Raw genomic sequence first — 12,785 nt, 5'->3', positions numbered from 1 at the left:
ACAATCGGGCAGGAACGATCTGGCGGCTGACGCATTTTGGTTCCCATCAACGTTTGAGGGAACCATGCGCATCGCTCATGTCGCGCCGCTCTATGAATCCGTGCCGCCGAAACTATATGGCGGCACCGAGCGGATCGTGTCCTATCTCACTGAAGCGCTGGTGGAAGTCGGGCACGACGTGACCCTGTTCGCCAGCGGCGACAGTGAGACCTCTGCGCGGCTGGTGCCCGGCCGCGACCAGGCGATTCGTCTCGATCCGCGGCCGAAAAAGTCCGAGATTGCGGCGCATATGGCGATGCTTTGCCAGGTGCGCGAGCGTGCGGACGAGTTCGACGTCATACACTTCCATCTCAGCCATTTCGTGCATTTTCCATTCTTCGAACACATGGCGGGGCGAACGGTGACGACCCCGCATGGCCGGCTCGACTATGTCGACCTGGCGCCGGCCTACAAGCGCTTCCCGCGCTTTCCGATGATCTCCATCTCGCACAGCCAGAAGTGCGGATTGCCCGACGCCAACTGGCTGGCAACGATCCATCACGGGATTCCGGTCGATGCGTATCAGCCCACCTACAATCCCTCGGCCGAGGAACCCTATTTGGCTTTCCTGGGCCGGCTGTCTCGCGACAAGCGCCCGGATCGAGCGATCGAGATCGCGCGGCGTTCCGGTTTGAAGCTTAAGCTGGCGGCCAAGATCGGCGATGACGATCGCGCCTATTTTCACGACGAGATCGAGGCCCTCATCGACGGCGACCGGGTCGACTATGTCGGCGAGATCGCGGAACACGAGAAGGCCGAGTTTCTGGGCAATGCCGCGGGCCTGCTGTTTCCCATCGACTGGCCGGAGCCGTTCGGCCTGGCGCCGATCGAGGCGATGGCTTGCGGCACGCCGGTAATCGCCTGGAACTGCGGCGCCCTGCCGGAGCTCATCGACCAGGGCGTGACCGGCTTTGTCGTGGACTCTGTCGATGATGCGGTCGCTGTGACGCCGGCCCTGCTCGAACTTAACCGACGGCAGGTTAGGGCGGTCTTCGAAAAGCGGTTTTCAGCCACCAGGATGGCGCGCGACTATCTTGCCGCCTATATGCGCCTGATCGGCATCCAGGAAGCGAGAGCCTCCTGATCGGCATTCTCTTTTGGGCGGGGCAAGCGAAGAGGTGACGAATGACGCAGCTCGACGAGCGCAAGCTCGATCCCGCCGTAGCCCTTGCCTCGCTCGACGAAACGGCGCCGCGGGAGCCGCACCGGCTGTTCGCGCTCAAACAGGGCGATTGTTTCGCGGTCACCGACGCCTATGGTGACATCAGGGGCGCCGGCGACGGTTTCTTTCGCGACGACACCCGCGTTCTTTCCGAGTTCCGCCTGACGATCGGCGGCAGGCCGATGTCGCTGCTCGGCGCCTCGCTCAGCCAGGACAATGTTCTCTTCACCAGCAACCTGACCAACTTGCCGATTCAGAGCGCCGCCGGCCGCGACATTCCGCAAGGCGCGATCCATATCGAGCGCGTCAGGCTGATCTGGCACGACAGGTTGTTCGATCGCATCACGCTTTCCAACTACAGCCGCGAGCATTCGACCATCGCCATCTCCTTGCATTTCGCCGCCGACTTCCGCGACATGTTCGAGGTGCGTGGCTCGACACGGCCGAAACGTGGAACGGTCCATCTGGCGAAGACCGACAAGGCGTCCGTTATGCTCGGCTATGACGGTCTCGACGGCCTGCCGCGCCAGTCGGCAATCTCCTTCTCGCAAGCTCCCGACCAACTGAGCGACAGTCGTGCCGACTTCCTGATCGCGGTGACCAAGCGCAGCAGCAAGGTGCTTTATGTCGAGGTGGGCCCGGAAGTTGCCGAAACGCCGAATCGCGACCGGTTCCGGGCCGCTGCCGCACGCGCGCGTTTTGCCATGCGCGCCAAGCGCCGGCATGGCGCCACGGTCCACAGCTCCGGTCGCGTCTTCAACGATTGGGTCGAGCGCGCCCGCGCGGATGTCGCGTTGCTTACCACCGAGCTTCCTACCGGGCCTTATCCTTATGCCGGCATCCCGTGGTTCTCCACGGCCTTCGGCCGCGACGGCGTGATCTCCGGCTTGCAGATGCTGTGGCTCAATCCGGGTCTCGCGCGCGGCGTGCTGGCGTTCCTTGCCGAACATCAGGCGACGGAGACGTCGCCCTTCATCGATTCCCAGCCAGGCAAAATCATGCACGAGACGCGCAAGGGCGAAATGGCGGCGCTGCGCGAGCTTCCCTTCGGCCGCTATTATGGCGGCGTCGACACGACCCCGCTCTACATTCATCTCGCCTGCGCCTATGCCGACCGCACCGGCGACATGGCCTTCATCGACACGCTCTGGCCATCGCTCAAGGCGGCCGCCGAGTGGACGGAAGAGGCAAGCCGGGCAACGGGTTTCGTCGCCTACCAACGCGCGGCGGAGTCCGGCCTCGCCAACCAGGGCTGGAAAGACAGCGTCGACTCGGTCTTCCATGCCGATGGCCGCATGCCCAAAGGACCGATCGCGCTGGTCGAGGTGCAAGGCTATGTCTTTGCCGCTTATCGCGGCCTTGCTGCGCTCGCACGCCGCCGCGGCGAGTTTGCCGATGCCGAACATTGGGAGAACCGCGCCGAGGAAATGCGGATCGCCGTCGAGCGTGACTTCTGGATCGAGGATCTAAACTTCTACGCCATCGCGATCGACGGCGAAGGCCAGCCCTGCAAGGTGCGAACGTCAAATGCGGGGCATCTGCTCTATGCCGGGCTGCCGCAGCCGGAGCGTGCCAAGATTGTCGCCGATCAATTGCTGTCGGCTTCCTTCCATTCCGGCTGGGGACTGAGGACGCTTGCAGACGACGCGATCTTCTTCAATCCAATGTCCTACCATAACGGCTCGATCTGGCCGCACGACACGGCGCTCTGCGGTGTCGGCCTGTCGCGCTATGGCGAGCGCGAAAGTGTCGTGCGGCTGATGAGCGGCACTTTCGAGTCGGCCGTGCACTTCAACATGCGGCTGCCGGAATTGTTCTGCGGCTTCACCCGGGCGCCAGGCGAGGCGCCGATCGCCTATCCTGTCGCCTGTCTGCCGCAGGCCTGGTCGGCAGGCTCCACCTTCATGCTGATGCAGGCCTGCCTCGGTCTGGAAATCGACGGCTGGAAAGGCGAGCTGCGCGTCACTCGCCCAAGGATGCCCATCGGTATCGACACGCTCACGCTCAGGCATCTGTCCGTCGGCGATAAGACTATCGACCTCACCTTCCAGCGTGTCGGGGACCGCGTCGTTGCCTTCCTCGCCGATCGGCATGAGGGCCTGGTGCCGCTGATTGTGCGGACTTAGGCGGGTCGTTTGCGCAATTCCGGGCGGAAAACCGTTACGAGAGCGGAGTTCCGCAAATGCATCCGGCAGTCGAAAAATGTCGGAACCGACGAGCGCCCTATGCGTTTGCAAACCGGAACCGGCACACCTCTCCGCAGCCGGCAAGAACGAAAACAAAATAGCGGACAGCCGGAGGCAACCTGGCATCAATGGCACAGTATGGCGTCGACCTCTTGTGGGTCCTTATCCTAGCTAGTCTCGGACTCAGCGCTCTCGCGATCTTCGTCTCAATAACCAGGCACCGTCACCAGCATGCAACGGCTGTGAACACGCCCGGTGCGGGCGAGGACGTCGCATCGGAAGCCGCGCGAAAGGTGTTGCGCGAATTCGAGAAGAACGGGCAGTCGGTCGACGCCGCCCTCGTCACCTGGTCACCGGAGACGCTGCGCAAGATCCTCGACGAGGATCTGCCGGACGCGCAGGTCATCGTCGTCTCCAACCGCGAGCCCTACATCCACAATGAGGACGAGAACGGCGATGTCGAGCTCGTCGTACCGGCGAGCGGACTGGTCTCGGCGCTGGAGCCGATCACGCGCGCCTGCGCCGGCACCTGGATCGCCTATGGCGGCGGAAGCGCGGATCGCCAGGTCGTCGACCGTCATGACCGGGTACAGGTGCCGCCCGAAAATCCATCTTATGCCCTGCGCCGGGTCTGGCTGACCGATGAGGAATATCAGGGCTATTATCTCGGCTTCGCCAATGAAGGGCTGTGGCCGCTCTGCCATATAGCCTTTACCCGGCCGATCTTCCGCGAGTCGGACTGGGCGGCCTATGAGGCCGTCAACCGCAAATTCGCCGAAACGGTGGTTGCCGAGGCGCGCAACGAGAGGCCGATCGTGCTGGTCCAGGATTATCATTTCGCGCTGCTGCCGCGCATGATCCGCGAGCGCCTGCCCGAGGCGATTGTCATCACCTTCTGGCACATCCCGTGGCCGAATTCGGAAGTGTTCAGCATCTGTCCGTGGCGCGAGCGCATCCTGGATGGGCTGCTGGGCAGCTCGATCATCGGCTTCCACACCCAGTTCCATGCCAACAACTTCACCGAGAGCGTCGACCGTTTCATGGAGAGCCGGATCGAACGGGCGGATGCCGCGGTGTCCTATGGCGGCCAGACGACTTTGGTCCACGCCTACCCGATCTCTATCGAATGGCCTGTGCAGCTCCTGAAGAGCCTGCCGCCGGTCGAGGAATGCCGCGCGCAAATCCGCGAGCGGTTCGGGATTCCAGCCGACGCCAAGCTGTGCGTCGGTGTCGAGCGCCTCGACTACACCAAGGGCATTCTCGACCGCTTCCATGCGCTGGAGGAACTGTTCATCCGCTACCCTGAAATGATCGGCAAGGCGGTGTTCCTGCAGGTCGCCGCACCGAGCCGGGGCACATTGCCGGCCTACAAGCACCTGCATGAGGAATGCCAGCGGCTCGCCGAGGGACTCAACGAGCGCTACGGCAACGGCAGCTATCGTCCGGTCGTGCTCGTGGCCGAGCATCACTCGCAGAAGGACGTCTACAAGATCTACCGCGCGGCCGACATCTGCCTCGTCACCAGCCTGCATGATGGCATGAACCTCGTGGCCAAGGAGTTCGTTGCCGCGCGCGATGACGAAGAGGGCGTGCTCCTGCTCAGCACGTTTGCCGGCGCCTCGCGCGAACTGCTCGAGGCGCTGATCGTCAATCCTTACGACGCGGCGATGATGAGCGAAGCCATGCGGCAGGCGCTGGTCATGGGGCCCGACGAGCAGCGCGAGCGCATGCGCCGCATGCGCGAGATCGTACGCGACAACAATGTCTATCGCTGGGCCGGCAGCATGCTGCTCGACGCGGCGCGATTGAGGAAGCGCGGCGAGCTCGACCGCGTCACGGCCTTGTCCGACCGCTCGGCAAACACCAACGGCGACAATGTCGTCTCTATCTTCGAACGCAAACAGGCAGTCGGATTCCGATGAACATCCAGGCAGATTTGACCCCACCGCTCCCCGAAGGCCGGTGGGCGCTCTTCCTCGATATCGATGGCACATTGCTCGAGCACGCCGCCCATCCAGATAGCGTCGCGGTCAGCGCGGAGTTGCGTTTGCTGCTGCAAGCGGTCGAGCACCGGCTGGATGGAGCGCTGGCTTTCATCACCGGCCGCTCTATCGCGGCCGTCGACCGGCTGTTCGAGCCTTTGAAGCTGCGGATCGCCGGCCTCTACGGGCTGGAGCACAGGCTGACACCGGACGGACAAATCGAGGCCGCCGACGAGCCGGCGGATATGGCCGCACTTGCCGACGAAATCGAGCTGGAGCTGGCAAGCAAGGCCGTCTATGTCGAGCGCAAGGGGCCGGTGCTCGCCATCCACACGCGGGCAGCGCCGCAATTGCTGGCCCGCGCGACGGAGCTGGTCGAGACAGCACTTGCCCGGCTGCCGAAAGGCTACCGCGTAATTGCCGGCAATGCCGGTGTCGAACTGATGCCGCTAGAGGCGGCCAAGGGCGCCGCAATCCGGCGCTTCATGCAGCTTGAACCTTTCACCGGACGGCGTCCGGTATTCCTCGGCGACGACACGTCCGACGAAAACGGTTTTGAGACCGTCAATGCCGCGGGCGGGATCTCGATCCGCGTGAGACCGCAGGGCGAGACCGCGGCGCGTTTCGCCATCGCCGATGTCGCCAGCGCGATCGCCTGGCTCGCGGCGAATTTCAATGACGGCTTCGAACAGACGGACCGCAGCGATCTGGTTGCCTGATCATCTCGGGAAAAGTGCGTCGCGGTCCTTCGTCTGGGATCGCAAAAACGGCCCCACAACGGGGCCGTTTTGCCGGTAGCTGCACTGATTGGTTACTTGCTGCCGCCGTTCTCCTTGACGCTGCTGCAGAACTCCGGATGGCTGTTGGCTGCATTGGCGTTCTTGGCCTCGTCCTCACAAGCCGTCATCATCGCGGTCTGGTCCTCCGGCGACATTGCCTTCCACGCCTTCACGAACGCGTCCTTGCTGACCATCGTCTTCATGCTGGAGTCGGTGTAGAAGGGCTGCATCTTGGCCGGGTCATCCAGCGCCGACGTGCCGGTTTCGCCAGCGGCGAGAGCCGAGCCGGCAACCATCGAAAGGGTCATTGCGCCAAGGCAGATCATCTTGATGTTCATGACATAACCTCCTGTTTCTCCGGATCGTTCGAGAAACGATCGTGTCATCAACGGAAGGTCCGGATCAAAGTTCCTCTATTCCCGTGAAATGCAGAAAAAAATTCTGAAGAAAAATGGTACCGAGAGGGCCGAAAACTCTCCGTGATCCGGCCGTTAAGTTTGGTTGCACTACACCACGGGCGGCAATCATTAGCAGGAATGTTACGTTCCAGGCGACGAGGGGCGATCAGTTCCTGTCGACCGGCTTGGAGCGCATCCGTGAAACGGTCTCGCGCTCGGCGCGCTTGGAGCGCAGCGGCGGCAGACCGCGGTCGACGAGGTCCATGTCCTCCAGCACCATGTCGCCCATGCGCTTGAAGGCAACGTCGAGCGCGCCGGCGCGGTGGGCTGAGCGCAGAAAGCCGGAAAGCGAGCGCACCGGATGGTCCTTCGCCAGCGGCTCCTCGGGAAACACGTCGCTGGCCGCAACGACATGGCCGCTTTTGACCGCTTCCATCAGCGCCGGGAAATCGACGACGCCGGCGCGGCTGAGCAGGATGAAAGCGGCGCCCTGGCGCATCTTGGCGAAAGCGTCGGCGCCGAGAAAACCCTGGTTCTCGCTGGTCACCGAGGCGACGACGAAAACGAAATCGCTTTCCGACAGCACCCTTTCGAGCGAGGCCGGCTCGACGCCATGCTCCACCAGCACGGAAGGCGGTAGCCAGGGATCGAAGACCCTAGTGCGCGTTCGGAAGCCGGTCAGCAGCCGATTGAGAGCGCGGCCAAGATCGCCGAAGCCGATGATGCCGACATCCGAACCTGAGAGGAGTCGCGCCGTCTGGTTGCCGTCACCGCCCCATAGTTCCTTGCCTTGCCGGAAGGCGAGGTCGGCATCGACGATGCCGCGCGCCAGGTTTAGCGCCATGGCAAGGCCCAGTTCCGCCACCGGCTCCGCGAACACCAGGCCGGTGGTGACGACGTGAATGCCGCGGGCAAACAGCGTCTCATAGGGAATGTTGTTGATGAGATTGGTCTCGACGTTGAAGATGCAGCGCAGCGCTTTCAACCTCTCCAGCGTCTGAGGGGTGATCGGCGGCTGGCCGACGATGTAGCGGGCTTCGGCCAGCACATCTGTCGGCAACTCCGAGACGCCTTCCGGCGTTGTCTCGACGATGCGATATCTTTTGCGGAAGCGCGCCAACTGCGGCGGCGTGAAGATCAGGTCGAGCGTGCGCGGTTCGGGTGCGCTGATTACCAGCGGCGAGGCTTTGTTGGACATGATTTTCCTCCCGGCGCGATTGGATCGCACCAATCATATCAGCGTTTTTACTCCCGATGAAACGATTTACAACAGCGAAAAATCGATTTATCGATTATGTTAACGAGAGGGCGACCACTCGCCTCCGGGAGAAGATTAATGGCGCAACAGCAGGCCCAGCAGCGGCGCGCGTCGATCCACGATGTGGCAAGCCAGGCGGGCGTGTCGGCGGCCACTGTTTCCAAGGTTCTTTCCGGCGTCACCACGGTAAAACCGGAAAACGCGCAGCGCGTCCTCGATGCCGTCGAGCTTCTGGGCTACCGCGTCGATCCGCTCGCCTCGGATATGCGCAGGGCCAAGCGTCGCATCATCGGCGCCATCATGCCCGAGTTCGAAAGCGAGTTCTTCGGCCAGATGGTGAGCGAGCTCGAAGGCCTCGCCGAGCAGCGCGGCTATACGCTGGTCGCCGCCTCCAGCCGGGAATCGGAGCAACGTGAGAAGGAGATCCTCGCCCGCATGCATGACTGGCGCGTTGCCGGCGTCGTACTGGCGCCGGTGCGAAACGAGCACGGACCGGCGGCCGGTTTCATGAAAGCGAACGGCATGACAGGGGTGCTGATTGACCGCGTGCTTGCCGATGACGCCTTCGACACGGTTTCGGCCGACAGCGCGGCGGCAAGCGCCGAAGTGGCGCGCGCGCTGGTCAGCCAGGGCCATCGCCATGTTCTTGTGGTCGGTCTCGGCCAGCAGGCGGCGACCGTGCGCGCCCGGCTCGAAGGGTTTCGCAAGACGGCAGTTGAGCTTGCGCCCGACATCAGGGTCGACGTCGTACTCTGCGAAAGCGATGTCGGGCCCTTGCGGACGCTGCTTCGCGATTATTTCAGCCAGCGGGAAGACGGCGGCGACAGGCCGACGGCGGTCTATTCGCTCTTTCTGAAGGGCACGCTGGTGGCGCTTTCGGAATTTCGGCGGCGCGGCTGGCATTGCCCAAACGACATCTCGCTGGTCGGCTTCGACGACGCCGAATGGATGCAGGTGACGTGGCCAGCGATCGCCGCGGTGGTGCAGCCGGTGCGCGAGATCGCCGCCAACGCAATGGAGGTTTTGTTTCGCAGGATCGGAGGCGAGCGCGGTCCGCCGAGGGCGCGGCTCGAACCTTGCAAGGTGTTCATGCGGGAATCCGTTGGCTCGCCAGGCAGCGTCCCGCATTCCGGGGGAGGAGACCGACAATAACCCCCATTGTCGAAAACGAAGAGGAGTGCCGGCCCTGGCCGAGGCATCCGGCGCAAAACAACAAACGGAGGATGGAATGACATCGCTTTCCACAAAGATAAATCGATTTACTCTCGCATTGGGCGTGGCGCTTACCCTTGCCGCGGTGGGCACTGCTAAGGCCGAGGACGGCGAATATGGCGTGCTGATGAAGACCTTGGCCAATCCGTTCTGGGGCGCGATGGCGCAGGGCGTCGCCGACGGCGCCAAGGAAGCCGGCGTGAAATACTTCCAGCAGGCGGCCGAAAGCGACCAGGCGGCCGAGCCGCAGCTTAACCTGTGCAACACGATGCTCGAGCGCAAGCCGGTGGCGATGATCACCGCCGCCATCAACTCGACCAACCTCTTGCCCTGCCTGAAATCGGCGCAGGATGCCGGCATCAAGATCGTCGATCTCGACAACAATCTCGACCAGGCGGTTCTCGACAAGGAAGGCGTCAAGGTCACCTTCCATATCGGTTCCGACAACGTCGCCGCGGGTGCGCAAGGGGCCGAATATCTCGTCTCCAAGCTTGGCAAGGACGCCAAGGGTCCGGTGCTGGTGATCGAGGGTCTCTCAGGCAACATCACCGGCGAGAAGCGCGCCAAGGGCTTTGCCGACAAGCTCAAGGAACTGGCGCCGGGGCTCGAGGTGGTCGCCTCGCTGCCGGGCGATTGGGATCGCGGCAAGGCCGCCTCGATCGCCACCGACACACTGACGGCGCATCCCGATCTGGTTGCCATCTTCTGCGCCAACGACGGCATGGCGTTGGGCGCCGTGGAATCGGTCTACGCCGCCGGCAAAGGCGAGCAGGTGACGATCATCGGCGTGGACGGCAATGTCGACGCGGTGAAGTCGATCAAGGAAGGCCGTCTGAACGCTTCCGTCGCGCAGCTTCCTTATCTCGTCGGCAAGCAGGCGGTCGAGAACGTTAAGAAGGCGCTGGCCGGCGAGAAGGTGGAGGAAAGCATCGCGGTGCCCACCCTGGTGCTGACCAAGGACGTGCTCGACGCCGGCAAGGAGCCGATGCTGCAATATGTGAAGTAGCAAGAGAAGGAGTAGGGAGCAGGTCAGTAGGGGAGTAGGTCAGTAGGGGAGTAGGAGGAGGAAGGTTTGCACTTCCCAGACCCGGCTCTCTCCCGCTGACTTCCCTATTCCCCTAATCCCCTACCCAGAAGGGTCAAAACATGGCTTCCGAAACGGCGCAGCCCGGGTTTTGGGCTCGGGTGCAGCGCACATCCGTCGAGAGGCTCCACATCAGGCTGGAGTCGCTGCTGGTGCTTGTGCTGCTGAGCGCGGCGATGGCGCTTTTGTCGCCTTTCTTCCTGTCGCTCAGCAATTTCCTCAACATCCTGCTCGCGACGTCGACGATCGGCGTGCTGGCGATCGCCGCGACCTTCGTCATCGGTTCAGGTGGGCTCGATCTGTCGCTGGGATCGGTCATGGGCCTTGCCGGCGTGGCGGGGGCCTTCGTCGCCGTCAACCTCGGCTGGCCGTCGGTTTTCGCGGTGATCGCCTGCATTCTGGCCGGAAGTATCGCCGGCTACATCAACGGCCAACTGGTCACCCGCGCCTTCGTGCCCGCCTTCATCGTAACGCTCGGCATGCTGGGCCTTGCGCGCGGGCTGGCGCTCGTCATCTCGCAGGGCAGGGCGATCTACGGCCTGCCGCCGGAGATCGTCTATATCGGGCAAGGGAGGCCGCTCGGCATTCCGATGCCCGTCATCATCTTCGTGCTGACGGCGATCGTCGCGCATACGGTGCTTGCCTATACGCGCTTCGGCCGCCACACTTTGGCGCTCGGCGACAGCGAGGGCGCGGCGCGCGCCGCCGGCATCCGCGTCGAGCAGCATCGCCGCATCATCTACACGCTCTCCGGCGCGCTCGCCGGGCTTGCGGGTCTCTTGTTCACCGCCCGCGTCAATGCGGGCGACCCGACCGCCGGCATCAACTACGAACTCACCGCGATCACCGCGGCGATCATCGGCGGCACCAATCTGTTCGGCGGCCGCGCCTCGATCCTCGGCACAATGATCGGCGCGCTGATCATGGGCGTGCTGCAGAACGGGCTGACGCTGCTTGCGGTGCAGTCCTACTACCAGCAGATGGCGATCGGCGCGGTGCTGATCCTCGCGGTCTTCATCGACCAGTATCAGGTGCGGAAGGAGTCGCGCGTATGACACTGCTTTCGCTCCATAAGATCCGCAAAAGCTTCGGGGCGGTCGACGTGCTGCATGGCGTCGACCTGTCGGTCGCGGCCGGCGAGGTGGTCGGGCTGGTCGGCGACAACGGCGCCGGCAAGTCGACGCTGATGAAGACCATCACCGGCATCTACCGCGCCGACACCGGCTCGATCGAGTTCGACGGCAAGGACATCCTCGGCCTCGATCCCGGCCAGCGGCGCCGGCTCGGCATCGAGATGATCTACCAGGATTTGTCCTTGGCCAAGCAGCAGGACGTGGCCTCCAACATCTTCCTTGGCCGCGAGCCGACGAAAAGGCTGCTCGGCCTCTTCCCCGGCGTTGTCGACAAGACCGAGATGGATCGGCAGGCGGCGCGGATGATCGAGCGGCTTGGGGCGCACCTGCCGTCGATCAGTCGTTCCGTCGGCTCCTTCTCCGGCGGCCAGCAGCAGACGGTGGCGATCGCGCGGGCGCTCACCTTCAACCCGAAGCTCGTCATCATGGACGAGCCGACGGCGGCGCTCGCCGTGCGCGAGGTGCAGAGCGTGCTCGATCTCATCCGGCGGCTGAAGTCTGAAGGCATCGCCGTCATTTTGATTTCGCACCGGCTGAATGACGTGCTGTCGGTCACCGACCGCATCGTCGTGCTGCGCCACGGCAGGGCGGATGCCGATCTCGTCACCGCCAAAACCAACATGAACGAAGTCGTCAGCCGCATCGTCGGCGGCGGCGACACGGCCGCCGCGGCGGCGCACGAGCAACGAGGCTGATATGAATGTTTTCGGACTGCACACTTTCGCCATCGCCCCGGTCTGGGATCTGGCCCGCATCGAGCCGCAGATGGACCGGCTGAAGGAGCTCGGCATCGGCCTGATGGAGATCCCGCTGCTCAGACCCGAGGAGATCGACACCAAGCGCACGCGCGGTTTTGCAAACCATTATGGCGTGCAGCTCATCCCGTCGCTCGGCTTGCCGCGCGCGCTCGACGTGGTGGAGCGGCCGGAAGAGGCGCTCGATTTCCTGCAGCCGGCCTTCAACGTCTGCAACGAGGTGGGCGCCGAGGCGCTCGGCGGCGTCACCTATGGCACGATCGGCAAGACCACCGGCCGGGCGCCGATGCCGCGGGAGATCGACGGCATGTGCCGCTTCCTCGAACGGGCGGCAAAGTCGGCGAAGGCACGCAGCCTGAAGCTTGGCATCGAACCCTGCAACCGCTACGAGACGCATCTGATCAACCGCGGCATCGATGCGGCGCGCGTCATCGAGCGCATCGGCGCCGACAACATCTTCATCCATCTCGACACCTACCACATGCATATCGAGGAAGAGAGCTTCGCGGCCGGCTTCGCGGCGGCGGCGCCCTTCCTCGGCTATGTGCATGTGTCGGAGGCCAACCGCGGCGTGCCGGGGCGCGGCATGCTGAACTGGGCAGCCTGCATGAAGGCGATCGCCGACATCGGCTATGAGGGCCCGATCACGCTCGAAAGCATGAACCATGTCGACGTCGACATCGCCGGCGGGCTCGCGGTATGGCGCCCCGTGGCGGAAGACCCGCGCGACGTCATCGAGGTGGGGCTGCCCTTCCTGCGCGACGAAGCGAAGAAGGCAGGGCTGACACTCGGGTAAC

General features: G+C 63.7%; 11 protein-coding genes. 9 read left to right on the top strand and 2 right to left on the bottom strand.

Annotated features, from left to right (window positions below):
- Window positions 1-64 precede the first annotated feature (64 nt).
- From CK224_RS27860 to otsB, 4 genes are all read left to right on the top strand, one after another.
- A complete protein-coding gene (locus CK224_RS27860; RefSeq protein WP_095784005.1) occupies window positions 65-1,123 on the top strand; it encodes a glycosyltransferase family 4 protein in 1,059 nt (352 codons plus the stop codon).
- A gap of 41 nt (window positions 1,124-1,164) precedes the next feature.
- Window positions 1,165-3,327: an amylo-alpha-1,6-glucosidase gene (locus tag CK224_RS27855; RefSeq protein ID WP_095784004.1), complete on the top strand. Its 2,163-nt coding sequence runs from the start codon at window positions 1,165-1,167 to the stop codon at window positions 3,325-3,327.
- A 188-nt stretch (window positions 3,328-3,515) separates the two neighbouring features.
- Window positions 3,516-5,309, top strand: a complete 1,794-nt coding sequence (locus tag CK224_RS27850; RefSeq protein WP_095784003.1) for a trehalose-6-phosphate synthase — start codon at window positions 3,516-3,518, stop codon at window positions 5,307-5,309.
- On the top strand, window positions 5,306-6,088 hold the full coding sequence (gene otsB, locus CK224_RS27845; RefSeq protein ID WP_095784002.1) for a trehalose-phosphatase: 783 nt from the start codon (window positions 5,306-5,308) through the stop codon (window positions 6,086-6,088). The genes CK224_RS27850 and otsB overlap by 4 nt, the downstream gene beginning before the upstream one ends.
- 92 nt (window positions 6,089-6,180) lie before the next feature.
- Here the strand turns inward: otsB and CK224_RS27840 are convergent, their stop codons facing one another.
- A complete protein-coding gene (locus tag CK224_RS27840) occupies window positions 6,181-6,486 on the bottom strand; it encodes a hypothetical protein (protein WP_095779425.1) in 306 nt (101 codons plus the stop codon).
- A 226-nt stretch (window positions 6,487-6,712) separates the two neighbouring features.
- Complete coding sequence (locus CK224_RS27835) at window positions 6,713-7,744, bottom strand: hydroxyacid dehydrogenase (protein ID WP_095784001.1); 1,032 nt, start codon at window positions 7,742-7,744, stop codon at window positions 6,713-6,715.
- Between the two features lie 138 nt (window positions 7,745-7,882).
- Here CK224_RS27835 and CK224_RS27830 point away from each other — a divergent pair, with 138 nt between their 5' ends.
- The 5 genes from CK224_RS27830 (at window position 7,883) to CK224_RS27810 (ending at window position 12,784) form a co-directional block, all read left to right on the top strand.
- Window positions 7,883-8,956: a LacI family DNA-binding transcriptional regulator gene (locus CK224_RS27830; protein ID WP_095784000.1), complete on the top strand. Its 1,074-nt coding sequence runs from the start codon at window positions 7,883-7,885 to the stop codon at window positions 8,954-8,956.
- 76 nt (window positions 8,957-9,032) lie between these two features.
- Window positions 9,033-10,022: a substrate-binding domain-containing protein gene (locus CK224_RS27825; RefSeq protein ID WP_245426266.1), complete on the top strand. Its 990-nt coding sequence runs from the start codon at window positions 9,033-9,035 to the stop codon at window positions 10,020-10,022.
- A gap of 140 nt (window positions 10,023-10,162) precedes the next feature.
- Window positions 10,163-11,155, top strand: coding sequence for an ABC transporter permease (locus CK224_RS27820; protein WP_095783998.1), 993 nt, complete (start codon window positions 10,163-10,165; stop codon window positions 11,153-11,155).
- Window positions 11,152-11,928: an ATP-binding cassette domain-containing protein gene (locus CK224_RS27815; RefSeq protein WP_095783997.1), complete on the top strand. Its 777-nt coding sequence runs from the start codon at window positions 11,152-11,154 to the stop codon at window positions 11,926-11,928. The genes CK224_RS27820 and CK224_RS27815 overlap by 4 nt, the downstream gene beginning before the upstream one ends.
- 1 nt (window position 11,929) lies before the next feature.
- Window positions 11,930-12,784, top strand: coding sequence for a sugar phosphate isomerase/epimerase family protein (locus CK224_RS27810; RefSeq protein ID WP_095783996.1), 855 nt, complete (start codon window positions 11,930-11,932; stop codon window positions 12,782-12,784).
- Window position 12,785 lies beyond the last annotated feature (1 nt).

Origin of the sequence: Mesorhizobium sp. WSM3862 (genome assembly GCF_002294985.1) — a bacterium.
In the GTDB taxonomy this organism is placed as follows: domain Bacteria; phylum Pseudomonadota; class Alphaproteobacteria; order Rhizobiales; family Rhizobiaceae; genus Mesorhizobium.
Note: the sequence above shows the minus strand (reverse complement) of the source record. Positions and strands in the feature narration are given on the sequence as shown.